This window comes from uncultured Solobacterium sp. (genome assembly GCF_963517755.1).
Lineage (GTDB): Bacteria > Bacillota_I > Bacilli_A > Erysipelotrichales > Erysipelotrichaceae > Bulleidia.
The window spans coordinates 85,528-109,715 of record NZ_CAUQGG010000001.1 but is presented as its reverse complement, the minus strand read 5'-3'; the positions used below and the strand labels follow the sequence as shown (position 1 = coordinate 109,715).

Sequence of the window (24,188 nt, the reverse complement as noted above, 5' to 3'; positions counted from 1 at the left end):
CCATCTTTTGTTTTTACTTTGTCCATCTAAAAGCGTATTATGCTAAAATAATATTGAAATATTAGAGGTATCCTATGAAGATTATGATAGCGACAGGGGGAACTGGTGGTCATATTAACCCTGCACTAGATTTTGCACATATATTGAAACTACGTAATCCAGAAAATGAAGTTATTTTTGTGGGTTCTGATAACCGTATGGAAGCCACTGTCATTCCAGATGCTGGTTATAAATTCTATGGTTTGCATATTACAACAACAGCAGGTTCCATTATTTCAAAAGTGAAATATGCAACGTCGTTGATGCAAGCATATTTTGAATTAAAACAGATATTAAAGCAGGAGAAACCAGATATTTGTATTGGGTTTGGAAATTATATTAGTGTTCCGTTAATTCTTGCGGCACATCATCTCGGCATCAAAACAATGTTACATGAACAGAATAGCTTTGCTGGTAAAGCAAATAAATTTTTAAGTCATTTTGTAGACGCGGTTGTAGGATGTTATGAAAGCAATAAATTACAGATGTCGAAAGCAAATGTACGTATTTTAGGAAATCCATCCGCATCTGTTGTAAAGGATGTCGTTTTTAATCCAGAAGTGATTGAGAAAATAGGATTATCTAAAGATATTCCATTTGTTGTATTTATGATGGGATCGTTAGGATCATCATCTGTTTCAAAAGTTATTGATGAAGCAATTCCACTTTTTGATTATGACTTTCAGGTTATAATTGTAAACGGTAAAGCAAATTCTTATCAGTTTCAAAATACAGATTTCAACAATATAAAGTTTGTACCATATATCGATGGTAAACAAGCATTAAAGGGATGTACACTTGCTGTTACACGTGCAGGTGCTACAACAATCTCAGAAATTTGTGCTTTACCTGCAGCTGCTGTGTTGATTCCTAGCCCATTTGTTGCAAATAACCATCAGGTTTATAACGCAAAAGAACTGGCTGAAAAAGATGCGGCAATTATGATTGAAGAGAATGAGTTGAGTCCCCAATTACTGGCTACAACTGTAAATATGCTTGTTCATGATCAACTAAGATGCAACAAGTTAAAAGAAAATGCCCATAAGCTTGCTAAAGTGAATGCGGCAAATCAGATGATTGATTGGATTGAGGAGGTATTACATGGATAAAATTTTAGAGCGATTGAGCTTTTACGCTACTACAGAAGCAGATAAACCTTTAAGAATGATGACAACACTACGTATTGGTGGAAACGCAAAGTATGTTGTATACCCAGAAACTTATATTGCGATTGATGGAATCTTTCGTATTATCGAAGAGAATCAACTTCCATTTAAAGTAATTGGTAAGGGTAGTGATTTACTTTGTTCTGATGATGAATTTAATGGGGTTGTTATCTGCTTAGATCGTTTCTTTAACCATCAATACTTTGATGGAAATGACCTCGTAGCAGAAGCAGGGTGCTCAATTATTTCTTTATCGACAGAAGCGATGAAGCGCGGTCTTTCTGGATTGGAGTTTGCTAGTGGTATTCCTGCTACTGTAGGTGGATGTATTTTTATGAATGCAGGTGCTTATAATATCAGCATGAAAGATGTTATCAAAGAAGTACTTGTATATCGTGACCATCAGTTAGTATGGTTAAAGGTATCTGAATGTGATTTCTCCTATCGTCATAGTATCTTCCAATCTAATCCAAATTGGTTGATTTTAGGTGTACGTTATGGTTTAACACCAAAGCCAAGAGAAGAGATTGAAGCATTAATGGATTCTCGCCGAAAGAGAAGAGTAGACTCACAACCACTAAACTTTCCAAGCTGTGGTTCTGTATTTAAGAATCCAGAAGGACATAATGCATGGCAACTAATTGATGGTATTGGCTATCGTGGAAAACAAATTGGTGGGGCGATGGTTAGTGATAAACATTGTAATTTTATCTTGAACGTTCATAAAGCAACCGCACTTGAGTATTTGACTTTGATTGAAGAAATTCAAAGAGAAGTTAAAAATAAATATAATATTGATCTCAAGATGGAAGTGGAGAAGTTCAATTGGAAGTAAAGAAGAATCGATTAAACGCAGATTTCGAAAAGATTCCAGAAGCGGTTGAAAGAATCTTTAAAAATAAGCGTTTGGCAGCAAATCTTAAATTATTTCGTTCGAGACAACCAGCGTTATTTAATCTAGCAGTGGTAGTCGCCATTGTTGTGATTATGGTGATGTATTTACTATCACCAATGTCTTCTGTTAGAGCGGTATCAATTGATGGAACAAATTATTTAAGTGATGACTATATTAAGAAAATTGCTGGTGTGAATAACTCTTCAAAATTATATTTTACAGTACCTGTATTAGTGGAAAGAAAACTAGAAGTTAATCCATTAATTGAGGATGCAAAAGTCAGTCTAAACAGTGGTAATACGATAATAATTACTGTAAAAGAAAAGAAGTTAGTTGGCTATCAATCTGAGGGATCTGAACTAATTTGGTTCGGTAATGGTGAGCAAACGACTATTGATGATAGCAATCGACAAGTAGTCGCATCGCTTCCAAAATTAATTGGTTTTAGTGATACAGATTTATTAAAAAAAGTATCGGTCGCATTAAATGAGATTGATGATTCTATTTTGCAGCAGATTTCTACAATCTCTGTATATCCATTACGCTATGATGCACATGCATTACTGGTGCACATGCGCATTGGTAGTTACTTTGTAGCTTCGTATAACAATCTGAAGATTTTAAATGATTACTTTACAATCTACAGTCAAGCTACAGATAAAACAAAGTGTTTGTGGGGGACTAGCAAAGATCAAGTAGCCTATACAGCTGCTTGTCCATGGGAACAGAAGTCATCAGATACAGCAACGGCAGTTACAAATATTACATATTGGTATGATGCTGAAGGCAATGTTCGTACTGATGCAAGTGGTTTACCAATAGAGAAACACTTCTATACAGATGCTGAAGGAAATGTTGCAATTGATGCAAATGGGAATCCTATCGCAATACCAATTGATGATAAAGGAATTGAGGTTATTGATGATAAGTTCCAAGAAAATTACAAAGCAGGATATTATTCTACTGGTGTTTTGAATACACCAACACCTGCGCAGTAACATGAAAATCCTGTGAAATAAACGATATACAGGTAACATATTTTGTATAATAATAACCATTTTGATATAATACATAACGTTAGTAAGGAGTAACTTATGACAGTTGAAAAGAAAACAAACTATGGTAGTATCTCCGTTTCAGAAGAAGCAGTTGCTTCGTTAGCTGGTGGGGTAATTACAGAATCTTATGGTGTTGTTGGTATGGCCAGCAAACAAATTTTAAAAGATGGCTGGGCTGAACTATTAAAGAAAGAAAACTATACGAAAGGTGTAGTTGTTCGTAATGGTAAAGCTGGTTTAGAAATTGATTTATATATCGTTGTAAGTTTCGGTGTTAAGATCTCAGAAGTTGTTACCGAAGCACAGAAGAAAGTTAAGTATATGCTTGAAAAGTCACTCTCCCAGGAAGTTGCCCAGGTGAATGTCTTTGTTCAGGGCGTTCGCGTCGTAGCATAAGGATATGGGGTTATTGTAATGGAAAAGATTAATGGTTTAATTTTAAAAAATTTACTGGAAAGTGGAGCACACAATTTAAGCAATCAACGTAAAGCAGTTGATGCCATGAATGTATTCCCAGTACCAGATGGAGATACAGGTACAAATATGTCTTTGACTATTTTGAATGGTATCTCAGAAGTAACAAAAAGTGGATCTGAGTCACTATCAACTGTTGCGAAGATTTTCAGCCGTGGTTTATTAATGGGGGCACGCGGTAATTCAGGTGTTATTTTGTCCCAGATTTTCCGTGGATTTGCACAGTATGCTAAAGATAAAGAAGAACTTACGGTGAAAGAATTCTCTGAAGCTTTAATAAATGGATCTAAGATGGCGTATAAGGCAGTTATGCGTCCTACAGAAGGTACAATCTTAACCGTTGTAAGAGAAAGTTCAGAGTATGGGGAAATCTTTATTAATGACCATCCTGAAGCTTCTATGGAAGAGTTTGTAAATTATATTGTCGATGAAGCAAATGCCTCTCTACAGCGTACGCCTGAATTATTAGATGTACTAAAGGAAGCACATTGTGTGGACTCTGGTGCGATGGGTTATGTAACAATTCTTGAAGGTTTCAAGTCTTATCTACAAGGAAATCCAATTACTGAGAATCTAGCAGGTGGTAATGCAGAGAGCGAAGTTAGTGAAAAAGCTTCTGGATATCGTGTTGAATATATCGTTACTCTGAGCGATAACGGTAAGAAGACTTTTAAGGAAGAAAGAGTTCGTAAGCAATTAGAACAGATTGGTAATGATATCCAATTGGCTGTAAAAGAAGATACATTTGCATTAAGTGTACATTCTATGACACCAGGGGAAGTATTAATGCTTGGACAGAAGTATGGTAAGTTTACAAAGGTTCAAGTGGAAGATATTCAATCTGACTTACAACCATCCTTGATGGAAGCAGAAGAAGCTGTGATTGAAAATGCAGCTTATGGTATTATCGCTGTAGCTGCAGGTGAAGGATTGAAGAAGTTATTTACTGATTATCGTGTAAACTATGTTGTTAGTGGTGGTCAGACAATGAATCCATCCACAGAAGACTTTGTTACTGCGATTTCTAAGGTACATGCAGATACAATCTATATCTTGCCAAATAACTCAAATATTATTATGGCCGCAAAACAAGCTGCTGAAGTTACAGAAGATAAGAAGATTATTGTTATCGAAACAAAATCTGTACCACAGGGCTTAAGTGCTTGCATTAGCTTCAACCCAGAGGAAGAAGTAGATGTAAATACTGAGGCGATGAATGAAGCTATTACACTAGTTAAGACTGGTTCTGTTACTTACGCTGTTAAGGATACAACAGTAGATGGAAAGCAGATTAATTCTGGCGACTACATGGCTATCTTAGAGAAGGAAATTATCTTTAATGAAAAGGATAAGCTAGCTGTTACGAAGGAACTAATCAAGCAGATGTGTGATGAAGATACAGAAGTTGTAACACTTATCAAGGGTTCTGAAGCTACTGATGAAGAATGTGAAGAAGTTCGTCAATTTATAGAACAGAACTATAATGTAGATATTGATGTTGAAGATGGTCAACAACCTGTATACAGTTTCATTATCGGTGCTGAATAAATCTAATAGGGAACACTCCAATTGTGTGGAATGTTCCTTTTTTTAAATCCTTCATGTATGATATATACGTTAGGAATATATGGATAATACAAAGCAATTAAATATTGAATATTTTTCATTACAATCGTTATTTTGGATGACTTATTGCATGGTTGTTGGTTTTTCAGTAACCTATCTTTTATCATGCGGATATTCCAATTCTGAAGCAGGTTATATCTTGGCTTCCGCAAATATATGTGCTTTAATTTTACAGCCATTTTTTGCGGATTTAGCAGATCGCTCGAAGAAAATTAATGCTATGACTATATTTTTGGTTTCGATTGAGATTATCTTTGTATGCTCAATTGGACTATTCTTTATCGGTGTTCGTTCACTTATATTAACACTTATTTATGTCGTGATGATTACGCTAGCGAATGCCGTGATTTCATTTTTGACATCAATACAATTTTTAATGGATACTTCAAAGTCAAAAATTAATTTTGGCTTATGCAGAGCGGGTGGCTCATTATGCTTTGCGATTCTTTCGGCTTTGATGGGTATCACGGTTGAAAGAATCGGAATGAAATCGATTCCTTTGGCATTATTTATCATTGCGCTATTAATCATCGGATTATGCATATTTATTACTCGTCATAGTATTAATAGTAATATCAAAGCTGTATTGACTTTAGAGAAGAAACGTTCAAGTTCGTTGTTTGTCTTCTTCAAAGAAAATCCGAGGTTTATGATTTTATCTATCGCAATGTTATTTATCTATTACGCTCATGCCTTCATAACAAACTTTACGATTTCTATTGTGCGTAATGTTGGTGGAGACAATCGTGAAATGGGATATCTCATTGCGTTTATGGCACTTATGGAACTTCCAGGTATGATTGGCTTTAAAGAGATCAGTCGTCGTTTTAAAGTATCTTCTTTACTCTTATTTTCGATGATTATGTTTAGTATCAAAGCTATCATTGTTTGGTTATCTCCATCATTGATGACTTTAACTTTTGGTTTTGCTTTACAAGTTGTTTCTTTTGCGATATATATTCCTGCATCTGTGCAATATGCAAATATTATCATTGATGAGAAAGATACTGTTAAAGCACAGATGATGTTTAATTTAATGCAAACTGGTGGTGCGGTATTTTCATCAATCATCGGTGGATGGTTAATTGACTTTAGTGGTATATCACATGCATTACTGGTTGGTGCTATTTTATCTTGTATCGGTACGATGATTGCATTTGCAGGTATACAAAATACAAAGAGGTAACTATGAAGAAATTTACAAATCATATTTATTACATGGATAACAATCCAGAAACAGATCAACCTTACGTCTATCTGATTCATGGCTCTAAGTTTAACTTACAGATAGATGCTGGTAATAGTCCTGAAAACTACCATAAATTTTTATCGGAAGTGAAAGACTTAGGTTTAAATCCACCCAAGCTTTTAGCGATTACACATTGGCATTGGGATCATACCTTTGGTATGGTTACTTGTAGTGTTCCAATGATTGCTTCTGTAAAAACCAATGAATACTTAAAGAAAGTAAAAAATTGGAAATGGACAGAAGAGGCGATGCATGATCGTTTAAAGACAGGAGAAGATATACAGTTTTGTTACGATTGTATGCATAAGCAGTATTTAGATATCGGAACAATTCAAGTATGTAATGCAGATATTACATTTCATAGTGAAATAGAAATTGATTTAGGTGATATTCACGTAAAAGGTATTCAAATTGATACACCGCATACAAGAGATGCTGTTTTATATTATGTAAAAGAAGAGAAAATAGTAATTGCGGCTGATGCGGAATATGAAGACTATTACGATAATAATAGTCAGTATGATCCAGCGCGTTTAACATCCTTTATTCAATTTTTGGAGGGATTAGATTTTGCATATTATTTACGTGGACATGATGACTTTAAACTTACAAAAGAAGAAATCTTAAATAAGCTTAAAGCTGCGTTGTAAACGGAATCATTTTATAAGTTCAATGGTATAATAAACACATGGATTTAAGTGATAAAAGACTAAAATTAACTTCAAAGCGAGTACAAATATTACATGAACTTGGCCTTTATACAACAGATGATCTTTTGATGTATTATCCATATCGTTATGAGGTTATTACAACTTCTGCTTTTTCAGATTGGAAAATCAAAGATAAAGTCTGGTTTGAAGGGGAAGTTGTTCAACTTCCAAGAAGTTGGCGTAAAGGTAGACTTGTAACAACTACTTTTCAAGTGCGCTTTCAGGAGCAAATTTTGACCATTACTATATTTAATCGACCTTGGGCGAAGTCATTAAATTTAAACCAAATATTGACAATACAAGGTGTATATCAGGGTAACTGTAAAGTTACTGCAATGAGCTATGACACAAAGAGTTTGGTAGAACATGCGCCTATTACACCTATCTATAGTATTAAGGATGGGATTCGGCAAAAGACATTACAAACAATTATTCATTCTGTTCTAAATCAATTACACGATGAAATAATTGATGATATTCCTGAAGAATTTAGACAAGCATATCGATTGCTACCACTCAAACTTGCGTATCGTTGTATTCATATTCCAAGTAGTATGAATGAAGTGCAAGCTGCAGTACGTACATTAAAGTATGCTGAGTTTTTACGTTTTTTTACTGCAATTCAACTCATGCGTAGTACGGAGGGAATTCGTATTACAAAAAAGCCGAAAATCTTTTCGTCAAAGAAGATTCAGCAAGCAATTCAAAGTCTTAGCTTTGAAATGACAGCTGATCAAAGAGATACATTAGAGAAGATTTTGTATGATATGGGTAGTACGCATGCGATGTATCGCTTGGTACAGGGAGATGTTGGCTGTGGTAAGACTGTTGTGGCAACACTTGCCTTATATGCAGCTTTCTTAAGCGGATATCAAGCTGCAATGCTAGCACCAACGGAAATACTGGCTCGACAACATTACCAATCAGTAAATGAAGTTCTTGCACCATTTGGCGTTAAAACAGAAGTGTTATATTCAGCTTTATCATCTGCGAAGAAGAATGAGATATTAAAGGATGTGGCATCAGGGAAAATTGATATCTTGATAGGTACACACAGTATGATTCAAGATTCTGTAACCTTTCATAAGTTAGGATTAACTATAGCGGATGAACAACAGCGTTTTGGTGTTGCACAGCGTAAGGCTTTAAAACAAAAGGGTGAGCAAGTTGATTTCCTTTTGATGAGTGCCACTCCAATTCCTAGAACGCTTGCGGCATCTTTATTTGGAGACATGGATGTTAGTACGATAGAGACTATGCCAGCAGGAAGAATTACGCCTTTCACTACACTTATCAAAGAGAATAGTTTTCGTACAGTTTTAGAAGATGTAAAACGTCTTCTTATAAGTGGAAGACAGTTATATGTTATATGTGCAGCCGTCGATGAAAATGAAGAATATCATGCTAGAAATGTCTATGATACGATGGAATCGATACAGAAGTTATTTCCACAATATAAAGTAGCTTGCTTGCATGGTCGTATGTCCACAGACGAAAAACAAGCAATTATGCAAGCATTCCATGACAATGATATACAGATATTGGTATCTACAACTGTGGTTGAAGTTGGTGTCAATGTTGTTAATGCGACAGGGATGATTATCTATGATGCGGACCGGTTTGGTCTATCACAGTTACATCAGTTGCGTGGACGTATCCAACGTGGTAGTGAACAAGGATATTGTTGGTTATTAACAGCCAGTCAAGATGAACGTGTATTACAGCGTTTAGAAGTACTTGTTAAATCAAACAATGGCTTTGAGATATCGTATGAAGATTTACGTTTGCGTGGGCCTGGTGATATACTTGGTACTAGACAAAGTGGTGTTCCAGACTTTATTTTAGGAAATATCGTTGAGGATACCGCAATGATTAATCAAGCGCGAAAAGACGCTTTAAAAGTGATGGAATCTGCAGATAATCCGGATTATCAGATATTATTAGAAACCGTTCAAAAGCGGAATGAAAAAAATGCGGAATATGCGGATTAGGAGGTGTTATTTTGAATATTATTGAATGGCTAGAAAATCGTCATATCAAGGTAAATAATAAAAAGATGGTACAACAGGCTTTTATACATTCTAGTTATGCACATGAGCATAAGAGTAAGAATGATAACGAACGCTTGGAGTTTATGGGAGATGCAGTATTACAACTATGGTCTAGTAATGCGATTTATCCTTTGAATCTAAGTGAAGGGCATATGACACGTTTACGTGCACAACTTGTATGTGAAAAAGCATTAGCAATTTATGGTCGCCAGTTACATCTTAATGATTATTTATTATTAGGTTCTGGCGAAGAAAAGACGGGTGGTAGAAACAAGGATGCGATTATCGCAGACATGTTTGAAGCATTCCTAGGTGCATTATTCCTAGATCAAGGAATGAATGCAGTTGATAACATTCTTTCAGAAGTGATTACGCCAAGACTTGCACATCCTGAAGATGTGGGAGTGATTCATGACTATAAAACAAAACTACAAGAATATGTACAATCTGATTCACGACAGACAGTAAAATATGAACTGGTTAGTGAAACAGGGCCAAGCAACGCACCGGAATTTGTGATGAATGTTTTGGTTGATGGATTAGTACTTGGTACAGGTAGTGGACAATCTAAAAAGCAAGCAGAGCAAAATGCGGCTCGAAACGCATTTGAGAAAATGGCTAAATAATAAGGGGGATATAATGGTCATTACAGATATTATTAACGCAGTCAAGACAGGTCAATTAGACGATAAGTTGACAGCACTCTATGGTGCAGAAGCACTTGCATCACAAAAAGTGCGCTATGAAGAAGTACTTTTGAAAGCGAAAGATTTATTAGGGGATAAAGAAGCACATATCTTTAGTGCACCAGGAAGAACAGAAGTAGGTGGCAATCATACAGACCATCAATTAGGTCGTGTAGTCGCTGCTAGTATTGATTTAGATGTCATCGCGGTAGTTGTTCCTACAGATGATTTTATTATTACATATCATGCTAAGGGATTTAGTGTTAGCCCAGTTGATTTGCATAATTTAGAAATTAATGAGGCTGAAAAGAATACAACAGAATCTTTAATTCGTGGTATCGCTGCTGGCTTCACAAAAAAAGGTTATAAAGTTGGTGGATTTAAGGCATATTCAGAGAGCAATGTACTTTCTGGTGGTGGTATGTCTAGTTCTGCTGCATTTGAAGTATTAATCGGAACAATCTTTAGTCACTTATATAATGACGCAATGATTTCTTCAGAAGAAATAGCCAAGATTGGTCAGTTTTCTGAGAATGTATATTTCATGAAAGCAAGCGGTCTTTTAGATCAGATGGCATGTTCTGTAGGTAGCTTTGCGGCAATGGATTTTGCGAATAAAGAAAATCCACAAGTTACCTCGATCCCATTTAATCCAGCAGATTATGGATACGACTTAATTTTGACAGACGTCAAGGCAAGCCATGCGGATTTAAGTGATGAATATAGTGCTGTACCTCATGAAATGAAAGCAGTTGCCAAATTATTTGGTAAGGAAGTATTAAGCCAGATTTCCTTAAACGAATTGTTAGAGAATACTGCTAAGATTCGTAAGGAAGTCGGTGATCGTGCATTTTTACGTGCATATCACTTTCTAAACGAAACAAGTCGTGCCAAACTACAGGCAGAAGCATTAAAGAAGAATGATATTAAGACGTTCTTACACTTGGTAAATGAAAGTGGTCATTCATCTTATATGTATCTACAGAATGTGTTAATTCCAGGTGATAGTCACAATCAAGCACTCGCGATTGCGTTAGCTTTGAGTGAGTCTGTACTTGGTGATGATGGTGCGTGCCGTGTTCATGGAGGTGGTTTTGCAGGAACAATTCAAGCATACGTACCACACGCAAAGACATCTGAATATATCACCTTGATGGAATCTACATTCGGTAAAGATTGTTGCTACAAGTTACGTATTCGTGACTGTGGTGGTATTTGCGTTATTTAGCGAGGAAAAAATGTTAAAAGAAAACTATATTTTATTAGGAAAAGCAGGCGATAAAGAGATTCGCTTATTGCCAAACATGTTAAACCGTCATGGTTTAATTGCAGGTGCTTCAGGTACTGGTAAGACAGTTACATTGAAGGTTATAGCAGAATCATTAAGCCAAATGGGTGTATCTACATTCATCGCGGATGTTAAGGGCGATTTATCTGGAATGATCCAAGAAGGTGATTTATCTGTTATTTCTGGTAGACTTGAAAAACTTGGTATCACTGATTTTGAAGTGCGTAAGTTTCCTGTACATTTCTTTGATGTCTATCGTAAGAAGGGTCATCCAATTCGTGCCATCATGGAAGAATTTGATTCCTTATTACTTGCGCGTATTTTGGAATTAACAGATGCACAAGAAGGTAACCTTCAAATCATCTTGAAAGTTGCGCAAGATATGAACTTAGATATTATCGACTTAAAAGACCTACAGGCAATGACAAATTATGTTGGTGAACATGCTAGTGAGCTTTCTTTGAAATATGGTAATGTTACAAAACAAAGTATTGGTAGTATTCAGAGAAAGTTATTACAGTTAGAACAACAGGGTGGGACAAACTTATTTGGTATGCCAGCACTTTCTATCCATGATTTAATCTGTACTGAAGGTGGCTTAGGTATGATGAATATGTTAGAGTGCCAAGAGTTATTCCAACATCCACTTTTATACGCTACATTCTTGTTATGGTTATTAAATCGCATCTATCAGGATTTACCAGAAGTTGGTGATGTAGAGAAGCCGAAGATTGTATTTTTCTTTGATGAAGCGCATTTATTGTTCAAGGATGCACCTAAGGCGTTACTCGATAAGATTGAACAGATTGTTAAGTTAGTTCGTTCAAAGGGTGTTGGCGTATTCTTTATTACACAATCTCCAAACGATGTTCCTAATTCAGTTCTTGCACAATTATCCAATCGGATTCAACATGCATTACGTGCATATACACCTACAGAAATCAAAGCTGTTAAGCTAGCTGCTGATTCCTTCCGTGCAAATCCCAATTTAGATACCGCAGAACGTATTACGAATATGAAGACGGGTACTGCTCTTGTATCTGTGTTGGATGAAGATGGTGCTCCGACAATAGTAGAAGAAACAATGATCTTACCTCCAATGTCATCGATGCAGATTGCGGATGATACCCTAGTGATGCAGACAATTCAGCATGATTCTATCTATGGTAAATATGAAAAAGATATTGATCCAGAGAGTGCCTTTGAGAGTATGAATGCTATTAAGGAACAAGAGGAAGAAGAAGTTCGTCTTGCGAAAGAGAAAATAGCACAAGAAAAACTTGCGGCGGCACAAGCAAAAGAAGATGCGAAACGCAATAAAGAAAATGATTGGACTGGACGTATTGCTAAGAAGATTCGTAATCGTACAGAAACAGAATTAATCAATGTTGGAATTCGTTCCGCAAAGAAATTCTTATCCGGTTTCTTTAAGTAAACGATATAGTGGCTAGGACTTCTAGTCACTTTTCTTTATGGTCAATTCTATGTGTTTTCTTATTTAAGAATAGCAAGAATGAGATGTAATTTTATGTTAAAATAAGGGGATGAAAAGGAGTAAGGTATGGCACAATATTTAAGAGATTTAGTGAAGATTGATAATCAAGATGATTTATATGAAGAGATTGAAATTGAGAGAGTTCGATTATTTCGTGCACGGAATCTTTTAGAATTACACTTACATACTCCAAATGTATTATCTTTTGAGAGTTACCAAGAAATTCATCATAAATTAAAAAAACTTACTGGCTCAAATATCCAATTGTTCATACAGCCAGAACAGACTCGTTGTAACCAAGTTGAGATTCGAAAATACTTAGATGTTTTCTTTCAAGCAAATCCAGAGATGCGCATTCTTGAAAGTGGTACTTTCCAGTACGATGCGCAAAAGTGCATTATCAAATATGCGTTTGCTAGTACGTCTGATTGCGACCGTGCAAGTAGTTATATTGAACATGTAGAGTCCTTTTTAGGTACCATTGGTTTGCATGGTGTGACGGTTTTAACCGAAACTTTAATTCCAGTGATGCAAAATGAAATTAAGGAAGTTAGCGTAACGGTTGTTAGTGAAGAAGTTGAAAAACCACAAGAGAAACCAACTTATAAATACCAGCGTACCAAGATGGATGATTTTGAGAAAATAAGCTTAGTTGATGTACATGATCCTATTGTAGATATTCAATTCGAAGGTGAAGTATTTGGAAATGATTACATTGAAATACGTAAGACTGGTAGAACAATTCAATCATTTAGTATATTTGATGGTACAGATGCGATTGCGGTAAAAAGATTTGAAGGGCGTGGTGTAACGAAAGAGGATCTCTCATCAATTCATGATGGTGATTATGTTCGTGTCTATGGAACGATTTCTTATGATAATTTTGCAAAGGACTTAACCTGTATTGCGTCTAATGTTGTAAAGTTAGAAAAAGCAAAGATTGTTGATGCGGCAGAAACAAAGCGTGTTGAATTACACATGCATTCAAATCTATCGGAAATGGATGGTGTTTGTGATATCAAGGATATCGTAACCTATGTATATAACTTAGGACATCGTGGAATTGCGATTACAGATCATGCGGATGTACAGTCTCTTGTAAAAGCGTATAATACAGCGCAATCACTAAAGAAGAAAGATCCTGATAGAGAGTTTAGAGTTGGGCTTGGATGTGAGTTTAATCTTGCAAATGATGAACTTACAATTGTTCGAAATGCGACAAATGAAAATCTAGACGATGTAACTTATATCTCTTTTGACTTAGAAACAACAGGTTTATCTTGTTATTTTGACCACATTATTGAATTTGGTGCAGTTCGTATTAAAAATTCAACGATTATCGATCGTAAACAGTTATTTATTAAGCCTCCAGTATCAATTCCTGGATTTATTACATCAAAAACAAATATTACAAATGATATGGTGAAAAATGCTAAACCATTTGCGGAAGCGATTGATGAAATCTTAGACTATATCAAAGACGATGTATTGGTAGCACATAATGCGACGTTTGACTACTATTTCTTAAATGAAGAGTTACGTCGTATTGGCAGAAAACCATTAACCAATGTTGTAATTGATACCTTGGATATGTCTCGTGCTGTATTACCAGACCGTAGAGCATATCGTTTAGGTAACTTATCACGATACTATCACGTTAATTACAATGAAGAAGAGGCTCACCGTGCTGATTTTGATGCGGGTGCATTAGCAGATGTATTCTTGTGTTTATTAAAGGATGCTAAGGATAAGTTTGCAACAAAGACGATATCTGACTTACAATCCAAGTTACAGTCTGCAAAGTCTTTTATGAAAGTAAGACGAAGTCATGTTTGTGCTATCGCAAAAAATCATGATGGTTTAGTTGCGCTATATAAACTTGTTACAGAGTCTAATACAAACACATTAGCTGTTAATGGGAAGGCAACTGGAAAAGAGGGTACTGACGTGGCTGCTGAACCACGCGTTGTGCGCTCTACGCTTGAAAAGTATAGGGAAAATTTATTACTTGGATCAGCATGCTTGAATGGTGAGGTATTTGAACTTGCATGCAATGGTGATGATGCTCGCTTAGAAGAAGCGATGAAACTTTATGATTACATTGAGTTACAACCTTTAGGTAACTATTCTACTTCCATTGTATTAGGTAGCATTCCTAGTGTTGACCGTTTAAAAGAAGTACAAAAACGAATTATTCGTATGGCACAGAAGTTAAATATTCCGGTCTGTGCCACTAGCGATGCGCATTATTGTACACCTGAACAAAAAGTATTCCGTGATGTATATATCATGTCACAGGGTGTAGGAGGTACAATTCATCCACTTTATATTCGTGATGAAGCGTTACGTTTACGCACAAAGAATCCTGACCAACATATTCGTTTAACAGATGAAATGAAAAATGAATTTGCTTGGTTAGATGATCCAGATTTAATCGAGGAAATTGTTGTACGTAATCCGAATAGTATTTTTGATTTAATTGAAGAGGTAAGACCTGTTCCAGCTGGAACATACCCTCCAGTTATTGAAGGCTCTGATGACAAATTACGAAACATTTGTCATGATACTGCAATGCGTATGTACGGTTTCGAAGGTAAAGTTCCTGAGATTGTAACTGACCGTTTGAATAGTGAATTGGACAATATTATTCGTAATGGATTTGGTGTACATTACTACATTGCACATTTACTGGTTAAGAAATCAAATGATGATGGATACGTTGTTGGTTCACGTGGATCGGTAGGTTCATCTTTTACAGCTACAATGTCTGGTATTACAGAAGTTAATCCACTACGTCCTCATTATCTATGTCCAAAGTGTCATTACAGTGAGTTTTTTGATGATCCAACGATTGCATCAGGTTTTGACTTACCTGATAAGGTATGTCCGCATTGTGGTGAAACGATGCGCGGTAATGGACATAATATCCCATTCCAAACTTTCTTAGGATTCAACGCGGATAAGACGCCGGATATTGACTTAAACTTCTCTAATGAATATCAATGGCGTGCACATGCATTTATTAAAGATGTATTTGGTGAAGACCATGCATTCCGCGCAGGTACAATTGGTACGGTGGCTGAAAAGACTGCCTTTGGATATGTACAAGGTTATTGCGAAAAAATGAAGATTAACAACATGCGAAGACCAATGAAAGATTATCTTGCACATGGTTGTCAAAACGTTAAACGTACAACAGGTCAGCACCCGGGTGGTATTATCATTATTCCGCATGAATATATTGCGGAAGATTTTACACCAGTGCAGTATCCAGCAAATGATCCAACATCTGCTTGGAAGACTACACACTATGACTTTCATGATATTCACGATAATGTCTTGAAGTTTGATATCTTAGGTCACGTCGATCCTACAGCCATGCGTTTATTGCAGAAGATTGCTACAGTAAAACCTTTGGATATTCCAATGAATGATACTGAAACCTTATCTTTATTCTCGTGTGATGATGCATTAAAAGCAGATACGAGAATCTATAAGAAGGAAACAGGTGCGCTAGGTTTACCTGAGTTTGGTACACGTACGACACGTGGAGTACTCGAAGAAACTCGTCCGAAGAAGTTCTCTGATTTGGTTATTATTTCTGGTTTATCACATGGTACAGATGTATGGGCAGGAAATGCACAAGAATTAATTCGTCAAGGGCATACAATTGATGAAGTTATTGGGTGTCGTGATGATATTATGACTTATCTTCTAGACCATAACTTAGAATCATTAGATGCCTTTAAGATTATGGAATCCGTACGTAAGGGTAAAGGTTTAACCGAAGCTTGGGAGAAATCGATGATTGAGCATCAAGTTCCAGATTGGTATATTGAATCCTGTAAGAAGATTAAGTACATGTTTCCAAAAGCCCACGCAGTTGCGTATGTTATGATGGCTATGCGTATTGCATGGTACAAGGTACATGAGCCACTCAATTTCTATATTCAGTATTTAACATTACGTTGTGATACTTATGAAATTGAAACAATGGCGAAGGGCATAGATGTCATTCGTGCACGTATGAATGATATCAGTACACGTATTGCGGAACGTAATCCAGAAAATCCAGTTTCAAATAAAGAAAAGTCATTGTTTGATGTACTAGAAGTTTGTGAAGAACTATATGCGCGTGGATATAATATTTCTAATGTTGATTTATACAAATCACTTGCGGTGGAGTTTAGAGTTTCTCCAGATAACCCAAAGACAATCATTCCACCTTTTACAGTTATTGATGGATTAGGTGTAAACGTAGCAAAATCAATTGAGGAAGCACGTGAAAAGGGTGAATTTTTATCAAAAGAAGATATCCTTAAGCGTACACAGGTTTCTTCATCTATGTTAGTGAAGCTTGCACACATGGGTTGTTTAGAAGGATTACAAGAAAGTAATCAAATGAGTTTATTCTAATCTTGACGTTTTTCACAAGCAGGTCTAAAATTTGAATATCAAATGCGTTGAAAAGGACACGGTATGTATAGTGCTGATATAGAGAGTATCCTATTTGCTGGAAGGGATATGATGCATATATGTATTACTACCTTGGAGCAGTGCTCGAAAGAGTCACCGTAGTTCTACGTTACAGATATAAAGTGTCAACGTTTATCGTTGGAATTAAGGTGGTACCGCGCTATTAGCGTCCTTTTAAAGGAAGGGGCGCTTTTTGTTTGCCCCATTAAAGGAGGAAGATTATGAGAAATTTTAAAGAAGATGCAGCATTAAATACGTTAAATCATAGTTGTGCGCATTTAATGGCTCAGGCTGTAAAACATCTATACCCACAAGCGAAGTTCTGGGTTGGTCCAGTTGTAGAAGAAGGTTTCTACTACGACATTGATTTAGGTGATGAAGTCATTCGTGATGAAGATCTACCTAAAATTGAAAAAGAAATGAAGAAGTGTGCTAAAGCTGATAAGCGTATTGTTCGCCAAGAGATTACACGTGAAGAAGCATTAGAGCAGTTTAAGGATGATGAGTACAAGATAGACTTAATCAACCGTATGCCGGAAGGTACACATATCTCTATGTATACTCAGGGGGACTTTACTGACTTATGTCGTGGTCCACATACAGAAACAACAAAGAACTGTCGTTACTTTAAGTTAATTAAACACTCAGGTGCTTATTGGAAGGGCGATAAAAATAATAAGGTACTACAACGTATCTATGGTGTATGTTTACCAACCCAAGAAGAACTTGATTCTCACTTGGCTGATTTAGAAGATGCTAAACAAAGAGATCATCGTAAACTAGGTAAAGATATGCAAATCTTTATGTTCTCAGATATTGTCGGTGGTGGTTTGCCATTATGGTTACCAAATGGTCTTACTGTTAGACGTTTATTATCAGACTATATTATGAATAAAGAACTTGCTAGAGGTTACCAACATGTATTAACTCCGTCTGTTGCTAGTACAAAGCTATATAAGATTTCAGGACATCTTGCACACTATAAGGATGATATGTTCCCAATTATGTCACGTGACGATGATGAATTTGTATTACGTCCTATGAACTGTCCTGAACATATGATTATTTATAAGTCTCAATTGCATTCATATCGTGATTTACCAATTCGTATTGCTGAGATTGCAAACGACTTCCGTTTTGAAGCCTCTGGTGCTTTAACTGGCATTGAACGTTCACGTGCATTTACACAGAATGACTCTCATATTTTCTGTACAGAGGAACAGATTGCTTCTGAAATTAAAGCAGTTACTGAATTAATTCTAGATGTATATAAGGACTTCAATTTAAATCAGTTTGAATTCCGCCTTTCTTTACGCGATAAGGAAAATACAGAGAAGTATTTTGGTAATGATGAACTTTGGGAAAGAAGTGAATCTGAGTTACGTGAAGTATTAAAGGAAATGAATGTTCCTTATTATGAAGCAGAAGGTGAAGCTGCATTCTATGGTCCTAAGATTGACGTACAAGTACGTTCTGCATTAGGTCATGATGTAACACTTTCTACAATTCAGTTAGATTATCAGTTACCTGAACGTTTTGAACTAGAGTATGTCGCAAACGGCGGTGAAAAGAAGAGACCTGTTGTCATTCACCGTGCAATTCTAGGATCAATTGATCGTTTCGTTGCATTCTTACTCGAAGAAACGAAGGGTATCTTACCATTATGGTTAGCTCCTCGCCAAGCAGTTGTGATTCCTGTATCACCAGAAGCACATGGTGACTATGCAAAGAAAGTTGTTGAGGAACTACGCAAAATTGGTGTGCGTACAGAATTAGATGATCGTAATGAGAAACTAGGTTATCGTATTCGTGAAGCACAGACAAATAAACTTCCGATTGAAGTTGTAGTAGGCGATGGTGAAATTGAAAATAATGGTATTACTTTACGTCGCTATGGTTCTCGACAGGAAACTAAGATGTCCCTTGAAGATTTCTTAATTGCAATTAAAGCTGAAATTGATGAGAAGCGTTTAGCTCCAGAAATTCAAAAGGCTTAGTATTATAGGGAATAGACAAGTTCTATTCCTTTTATCTTTGCCAAAACATGAAAAAAAATTTCATCAATTCCATAATTTCGTAAAATTTTGTGAAATTGTGTTAAAATGCAATTAATAACGAAAGCGATTTCAGCAATGAAGTCCACCTGAAATACATCAGGTTATTCAGAAAGGGAATAGACATGGAAAACTACAAGAAAATAGCTGAAGAAGTTGTTGAAGCTGTCGGCGGTAAATCCAATATTCAGGAAAACTCAACATGCATGACAAGACTTCACTTAACTTTAGCTGACAAGTCTAAAGTAGACTTGGATCGCGTCAAGAAGATCGATGGTGTTATGGGAACTGTTGATGGCGAAGAACTTCAAATCGTTTTTGGACCTGGTAAGGTTACAAAGATTGGTGAAGAAGTATCCGCAATCACAGGTATCTCTGCTGATGAACGCAAAGAAGTTCACAATGAAGATTTAGAAAAAGATATCGACTTACAGGCACGTGCTAAGGAAAACAAGGCTGCTCAGCAAGCTAAACACAACGGACCAGTACAGGTATTCTTAAAGCATTTTGCAAATATCTTCTTACCTGCATTACCAGGTATTGCTGGTGCTGGTTTAATTTATGGTATCTTAAATGTATTGAAGTTATTCTTCAGAGTTCCAGGTATCGCTGCAGTACAACTTGACCCAGCAATTGCTCAATCTTGGTGGTATTTAACACTTAATACAGCTGGTTGGACATTATTTGCTTACTTACCAATTTACATTGGTATGAACGCTGCTAAGGAATATAAGGGTTCTCCAATTCTTGGCGGTATGATGGGTGCGATGTTCGTAGGAAATGCTGCTATGCCTTTATTAATGAAGGTTGGCGATCCTGCAGCAGGTATCAATTTACCAATTACTGGCACACCATTTGACGCTGCTGCTGGTGGTATCTTAGCAGCTGTATTTGGTGGTATTGTAATTGCTCACGTTGAACGTTGGTTAAGAAGTTGGGTTCCTGATACATTAGATATGATCTTAACTCCACTATGTTCATTAATTATCACAGCGTTCTTAGCAATCTTTATCTTACAGCCATTAGGCGCTGTGTTAACAAAGGCTATCTTTGCATTAGCTGATGTATTATTAAACAAGTTAGGATTCATTGGTGCGTATGCATTATCCGCATTACAGTTACCATTAGTATCTGTTGGTTTACACCGTGCATTCACTCCAATTCATACAATTATGAATGATCCAAATGGTGCTACTCATGGTGTTAACTACTTATTACCAATCTTACAGGTTGCTGGTGCAGGACAAGTTGGTGCTGTTATCGCATTATTTGCAAGAGCTAAGAAGAATCACAAGAAGTTATCTGAAGCTATCCTAGCTTCTGTACCTGCTGGTATTTTAGGTATTGGTGAACCATTAATGTATGGTGTTACATTACCATTAGGTAAGCCATTCTTAACAGCTTCATTAGGCGCTGGTTTTGGTGGTATTATGATTTCCCTATTCCATGTAGGTTCTGTTGCACAGGGTGTATCTGGTATCTTAGGATTCTTAATTGTTAATGAAGGTGGCGCTTTAGGTTACTTAGTTGGTTATGTAACTGCTATTGTAGCTGCATTCATCATCACATACTTCTTTGGATGGAATGAAGAGAAAGTGACTGAATTATTCGGTTAATGTTTGACTTTCATCTTCATACGACAAAGTCAGATGGGGTATTAAGCATTGAAGAGATGCTTGATACCCTTCATTTATCTTCCATCCAACCCTTTAGTATTACAGATCATAATCACGCATTAGCGTATGAGTGTTTTGATTACACTCAATTTCCATGCATTCCAGGTACTGAAATTGCCACAAGTTATAAAGGAGAGATTATCGAAATATTAGGTTATGGGATTAATCCATCGGTTATTAATGCATGGTATAAAGATTTTTATAGTGAGCAAAACTTAGAACGTATTGAAAAATTATTATTTAATAGAATTCAAGAATGTGCGCGCAGACAAGGGTATCTTTTCAATAATACACTTTCATTAAATTCATTTGAAAAAGGAATTTCAAAGAAGGTGATGTATCAGGAACTAGTTGATAAAAATCCTATGTTTGTTAGTTATTTTCCTACATATAAAGCATTCTTTAGACAAGGATTGTCAAATCCTGATAGTCCGTTTTTTATCAATGAAGGGGATACATATCTTTCGTTCGATGAAACGATTGACTTGATTCATCGTGCTGGTGGGAAAGCATTTTTGGCACATATTTTTGAATATGATGCATTCCGAAAGAATCACTATATTGATGAAGTGAAAGATAAGTTAGATGGTATGGAATGTTTCCATCCAAGTATTCCTATGAGGGAATCGGTTAAACTCTTTCATTATTGTGAAGAGAATGAATTATATGTAAGTGGTGGAAGCGATTTCCATAAACCAGAAAGACATATTCCGATGGGTGTTCATCTTGATGAAACATTGTTGTGTAGTTCTCGTTTTGACTGGATACCAGAAAGTTTACGAAATCTTTTATAGATTTTGAATGTCGTTGACACTAGAAACAAAACTATACTACTATAATGAAGTCAATGATAGGAGAAGAAAATTATGTTCAATTTTTTCAAGAAGAAAGAAGAATTAAAGAATAATATTATTGTGAATGATGATGCGATTGTTGCAATTGCGGATGGTCAGTTAATTGATGTTGCAACTGTTCCAGATCCAGTATTTGCAGAAAAGATGATGGGGGATAGTGTTGCCTTTACATATGATGGTGATAAGGTTGTACTATGTTCTCCAGCAAATGGTGAATTATCTGTTTTATTCCCTACAGGACATGCATTTGGCATTACTACTAAGCATGGTGTGGAATTACTTGTTCATTGTGGTGTAAATACAGTAGAAGCCAATGGTGATGGTTTTAAAATATTATCCAAGAAACAGGGTGATAGTGTAAAAGCAGGAGATCCAATTGTTGAGGTTGATTTAAAGAAACTACGTGCAAAGTACAATATGAGTACTATGTTAGTTGTAACAAATGCAAATACACAAACGATTCAATTTATTGAACCAACAACTGTAAAATTAGGTCAATCCATTATTAAGTAAAAAAAGGCTCTATACGTTTAATCGTATAGAACTTTTTTTCTTATAATAATTCTTTTAGTTTATCAATAACTTCTGTAACAGGAACTTCTATAGCGTCACCAGTGCGAGATTTTAATTCAACCTTGCCATCTGCTACACCACGACCAACTGTAATTCTAAAAGGAATACCAATTAATTCCATATCTTTAAATTTAACACCTGGACGTTCATCACGGTTATCAAGTACTACTTCAATGCCTTGGGCTAATAATGTATCGTGTAGTTCATTACCAATGCGAACTTGTTCTTCATCCTTCATGGAAATGATTACAATAGCTACTTGGAAAGGTGCTAAATCTTTTGGCCAATTAATACCGTTTTCATCGGCATTTTGTTCTGCTAGGGCAGCCATTGCACGAGCAGGGCCAATACCATAGGAACCCATCCAAACATACTGCAACTGATTGTTTTGATCAAGATACTGTAAGTCTAACGCCTTAGAATATTTTGTGCCAAGTTTGAACGTATTACCAACTTCAATACCATGTGCGAAGTGTACAACTCCTTCACCATTTGGATTTTTATCTCCTTCTTGGATATTTCTTAAATCCCCATGTCCGGTAAGAGTGAAATCTTTTTGGTTTACTCCTGTGTAGTGGTAACCAGTTTTATTTGCACCTACCACAAAGTTATACATGTATAGCACTTCTTCATCTGCATAAAGAGGGCATTGAATATTGACTGGACCAGCAAAACCAATTTCAGCATTAGTCGCTGCCATAACCATTGCAGGATCCGCAAGTTCAACAGAGTTAGCCTCTAGTAGTTTACGTAGTTTTGTTTCATTAACATCACGATCACCACGTACCATAACAGCTACTGCTTTGCCGTCAACGTTATAGATTAATGTCTTAACGAACTTCTTTACATCTTTCTTTAGGAAGTCTGTCACTTCTTCGATTGTACGTGAATGCGGTGTTTCGACTAGAGTAAGAGTTTCTAATGTGTCTTCCTTCGTTGCAATCTCTGGAACACAAGGTGCGACTTCAATATTGCTTGCGAAACTATCATCATCACTTAATACAAGGATGTCTTCACCAAGTGGAGTAATTGCCTGGAATTCTTCTGATAACAAGCCACCCATGACACCTGTATCTGCACGAACAATACGATAATCTAAGTGAAGACGATTCATGATATTCTTATATGCATTAAATTGTTTTGCATAAGATATATCTAATCCTGCTTCATCTTTATCAAATGTGTAAGAGTCCTTCATTGTAAATTCACGCACTCGAATCAAGCCATAACGTGGACGCGGTTCATCACGGAACTTTGTTTGAATTTGATAGAGGGAAAATGGCATATCTTTGTAGGAACGAATCTGCATCTTAGCAGCCATCGCAAATAATTCTTCATGTGTTGGACCTAGTACATAAGGGACACCTTTACGATCTTCTAACGAAAACATTCCTTTGCCAAAACCAGCACGTCTTCCAGAAGATACATAAACTTCCTCAGGAATCAATGAAGGCATTGATAATTCTTGGCAATCTATCTTATTCATTTCATCACGGATAATTGCGTAAATTTTAGATAAAACACGATTACCCATTGGTAACATCATATACACACCAGCAGAGCTTTTCTTGATCATGCCAGCACGTACAAGTAGATTTGAACTTACTGAATCTTCATCTTTCGCATTCTCGCGAATTGTAAAGAAATAACTGTTTTTTAATCGCATAATATACCTCTTATAACCCTTAAGATTATAACATAGTTACCTTTAAATAGAATATTATCTAAAGTTAACATTCTAAGAAATCTTGGGAATGTTAGAATGATTTTTTTGTATGCATTAATCTGAAATAAAATATATACAAAATACATAAATTG

General features: G+C 36.1%; 17 protein-coding genes and 1 other annotated feature. Of the genes, 16 read left to right on the top strand and 1 reads right to left on the bottom strand.

Annotation, left to right across the window (positions count from 1 at the left end):
• The first annotated feature begins 74 nt into the window (after nt 1-74).
• From RWM19_RS00505 to RWM19_RS00430, 16 genes are all read left to right on the top strand, one after another.
• Nucleotides 75-1,148 carry a UDP-N-acetylglucosamine--N-acetylmuramyl-(pentapeptide) pyrophosphoryl-undecaprenol N-acetylglucosamine transferase gene (locus tag RWM19_RS00505; RefSeq protein ID WP_313982595.1) on the top strand — a complete coding sequence of 358 codons (1,074 nt, stop codon included), beginning with the start codon at nt 75-77 and terminating at the stop codon, nt 1,146-1,148.
• Nucleotides 1,141-2,040, top strand: a complete 900-nt coding sequence (murB, locus tag RWM19_RS00500; RefSeq protein WP_313982593.1) for a UDP-N-acetylmuramate dehydrogenase — start codon at nt 1,141-1,143, stop codon at nt 2,038-2,040. Before RWM19_RS00505 ends, murB begins: the two co-directional genes overlap by 8 nt.
• Nucleotides 2,031-3,098: an FtsQ-type POTRA domain-containing protein gene (locus tag RWM19_RS00495; protein ID WP_313982591.1), complete on the top strand. Its 1,068-nt coding sequence runs from the start codon at nt 2,031-2,033 to the stop codon at nt 3,096-3,098. Before murB ends, RWM19_RS00495 begins: the two co-directional genes overlap by 10 nt.
• Nucleotides 3,099-3,194: 96 nt before the next feature.
• Complete coding sequence (locus RWM19_RS00490) at nt 3,195-3,554, top strand: Asp23/Gls24 family envelope stress response protein (RefSeq protein WP_006526510.1); 360 nt, start codon at nt 3,195-3,197, stop codon at nt 3,552-3,554.
• A gap of 18 nt (nt 3,555-3,572) precedes the next feature.
• Nucleotides 3,573-5,180, top strand: a complete 1,608-nt coding sequence (locus tag RWM19_RS00485) for a DAK2 domain-containing protein (protein WP_313982588.1) — start codon at nt 3,573-3,575, stop codon at nt 5,178-5,180.
• 79 nt (nt 5,181-5,259) lie between these two features.
• Nucleotides 5,260-6,444: an MFS transporter gene (locus tag RWM19_RS00480; RefSeq protein ID WP_313982586.1), complete on the top strand. Its 1,185-nt coding sequence runs from the start codon at nt 5,260-5,262 to the stop codon at nt 6,442-6,444.
• A 2-nt stretch (nt 6,445-6,446) separates the two neighbouring features.
• On the top strand, nt 6,447-7,157 hold the full coding sequence (locus RWM19_RS00475; RefSeq protein ID WP_313982585.1) for an MBL fold metallo-hydrolase: 711 nt from the start codon (nt 6,447-6,449) through the stop codon (nt 7,155-7,157).
• A 38-nt stretch (nt 7,158-7,195) separates the two neighbouring features.
• On the top strand, nt 7,196-9,208 hold the full coding sequence (gene recG / locus RWM19_RS00470; protein WP_313982583.1) for an ATP-dependent DNA helicase RecG: 2,013 nt from the start codon (nt 7,196-7,198) through the stop codon (nt 9,206-9,208).
• An 8-nt stretch (nt 9,209-9,216) separates the two neighbouring features.
• Nucleotides 9,217-9,894 carry a ribonuclease III gene (gene rnc, locus RWM19_RS00465; protein ID WP_294021868.1) on the top strand — a complete coding sequence of 226 codons (678 nt, stop codon included), beginning with the start codon at nt 9,217-9,219 and terminating at the stop codon, nt 9,892-9,894.
• Between the two features lie 13 nt (nt 9,895-9,907).
• Nucleotides 9,908-11,182 carry a galactokinase family protein gene (locus RWM19_RS00460; RefSeq protein WP_313982581.1) on the top strand — a complete coding sequence of 425 codons (1,275 nt, stop codon included), beginning with the start codon at nt 9,908-9,910 and terminating at the stop codon, nt 11,180-11,182.
• Between the two features lie 10 nt (nt 11,183-11,192).
• A complete protein-coding gene (locus RWM19_RS00455; protein WP_313982579.1) occupies nt 11,193-12,677 on the top strand; it encodes a helicase HerA-like domain-containing protein in 1,485 nt (494 codons plus the stop codon).
• 126 nt (nt 12,678-12,803) lie between these two features.
• Nucleotides 12,804-17,153: a PolC-type DNA polymerase III gene (locus RWM19_RS00450; RefSeq protein WP_313982577.1), complete on the top strand. Its 4,350-nt coding sequence runs from the start codon at nt 12,804-12,806 to the stop codon at nt 17,151-17,153.
• A gap of 38 nt (nt 17,154-17,191) precedes the next feature.
• Nucleotides 17,192-17,390 (top strand) — a binding site (T-box leader).
• A 44-nt stretch (nt 17,391-17,434) separates the two neighbouring features.
• Nucleotides 17,435-19,210 (top strand): threonine--tRNA ligase, encoded by a 1,776-nt coding sequence (thrS, locus tag RWM19_RS00445; RefSeq protein ID WP_294022127.1) that lies wholly within the window; start codon nt 17,435-17,437, stop codon nt 19,208-19,210.
• A 182-nt stretch (nt 19,211-19,392) separates the two neighbouring features.
• Nucleotides 19,393-20,883: a PTS transporter subunit EIIC gene (locus RWM19_RS00440; RefSeq protein ID WP_294022129.1), complete on the top strand. Its 1,491-nt coding sequence runs from the start codon at nt 19,393-19,395 to the stop codon at nt 20,881-20,883.
• On the top strand, nt 20,883-21,737 hold the full coding sequence (locus RWM19_RS00435; RefSeq protein WP_313982573.1) for a hypothetical protein: 855 nt from the start codon (nt 20,883-20,885) through the stop codon (nt 21,735-21,737). The genes RWM19_RS00440 and RWM19_RS00435 overlap by 1 nt, the downstream gene beginning before the upstream one ends.
• 72 nt (nt 21,738-21,809) lie before the next feature.
• Entirely contained in the window at nt 21,810-22,310 is a 501-nt protein-coding gene (locus RWM19_RS00430; protein WP_294023366.1) for a PTS glucose transporter subunit IIA, read from the top strand.
• A 40-nt stretch (nt 22,311-22,350) separates the two neighbouring features.
• Here RWM19_RS00430 and RWM19_RS00425 read toward each other — a convergent pair whose 3' ends face one another.
• Entirely contained in the window at nt 22,351-24,036 is a 1,686-nt protein-coding gene (locus tag RWM19_RS00425) for a proline--tRNA ligase (protein WP_313982570.1), read from the bottom strand.
• Nucleotides 24,037-24,188 lie beyond the last annotated feature (152 nt).

Coding starts and splice junctions, on each gene's coding strand:
- RWM19_RS00505 (WP_313982595.1), top strand. CDS start 75: ATGAAGATTATGATAGCGACAGGGGGAACTGGTGGTCATATTAACCCT.
- murB (WP_313982593.1), top strand. CDS start 1,141: ATGGATAAAATTTTAGAGCGATTGAGCTTTTACGCTACTACAGAAGCA.
- RWM19_RS00490 (WP_006526510.1), top strand. CDS start 3,195: ATGACAGTTGAAAAGAAAACAAACTATGGTAGTATCTCCGTTTCAGAA.
- RWM19_RS00485 (WP_313982588.1), top strand. CDS start 3,573: ATGGAAAAGATTAATGGTTTAATTTTAAAAAATTTACTGGAAAGTGGA.
- RWM19_RS00480 (WP_313982586.1), top strand. CDS start 5,260: ATGGATAATACAAAGCAATTAAATATTGAATATTTTTCATTACAATCG.
- RWM19_RS00475 (WP_313982585.1), top strand. CDS start 6,447: ATGAAGAAATTTACAAATCATATTTATTACATGGATAACAATCCAGAA.
- recG (WP_313982583.1), top strand. CDS start 7,196: ATGGATTTAAGTGATAAAAGACTAAAATTAACTTCAAAGCGAGTACAA.
- RWM19_RS00460 (WP_313982581.1), top strand. CDS start 9,908: ATGGTCATTACAGATATTATTAACGCAGTCAAGACAGGTCAATTAGAC.
- RWM19_RS00455 (WP_313982579.1), top strand. CDS start 11,193: ATGTTAAAAGAAAACTATATTTTATTAGGAAAAGCAGGCGATAAAGAG.
- RWM19_RS00450 (WP_313982577.1), top strand. CDS start 12,804: ATGGCACAATATTTAAGAGATTTAGTGAAGATTGATAATCAAGATGAT.
- thrS (WP_294022127.1), top strand. CDS start 17,435: ATGAGAAATTTTAAAGAAGATGCAGCATTAAATACGTTAAATCATAGT.
- RWM19_RS00440 (WP_294022129.1), top strand. CDS start 19,393: ATGGAAAACTACAAGAAAATAGCTGAAGAAGTTGTTGAAGCTGTCGGC.
- RWM19_RS00435 (WP_313982573.1), top strand. CDS start 20,883: ATGTTTGACTTTCATCTTCATACGACAAAGTCAGATGGGGTATTAAGC.
- RWM19_RS00430 (WP_294023366.1), top strand. CDS start 21,810: ATGTTCAATTTTTTCAAGAAGAAAGAAGAATTAAAGAATAATATTATT.
- RWM19_RS00425 (WP_313982570.1), bottom strand. CDS start 24,036: ATGCGATTAAAAAACAGTTATTTCTTTACAATTCGCGAGAATGCGAAA.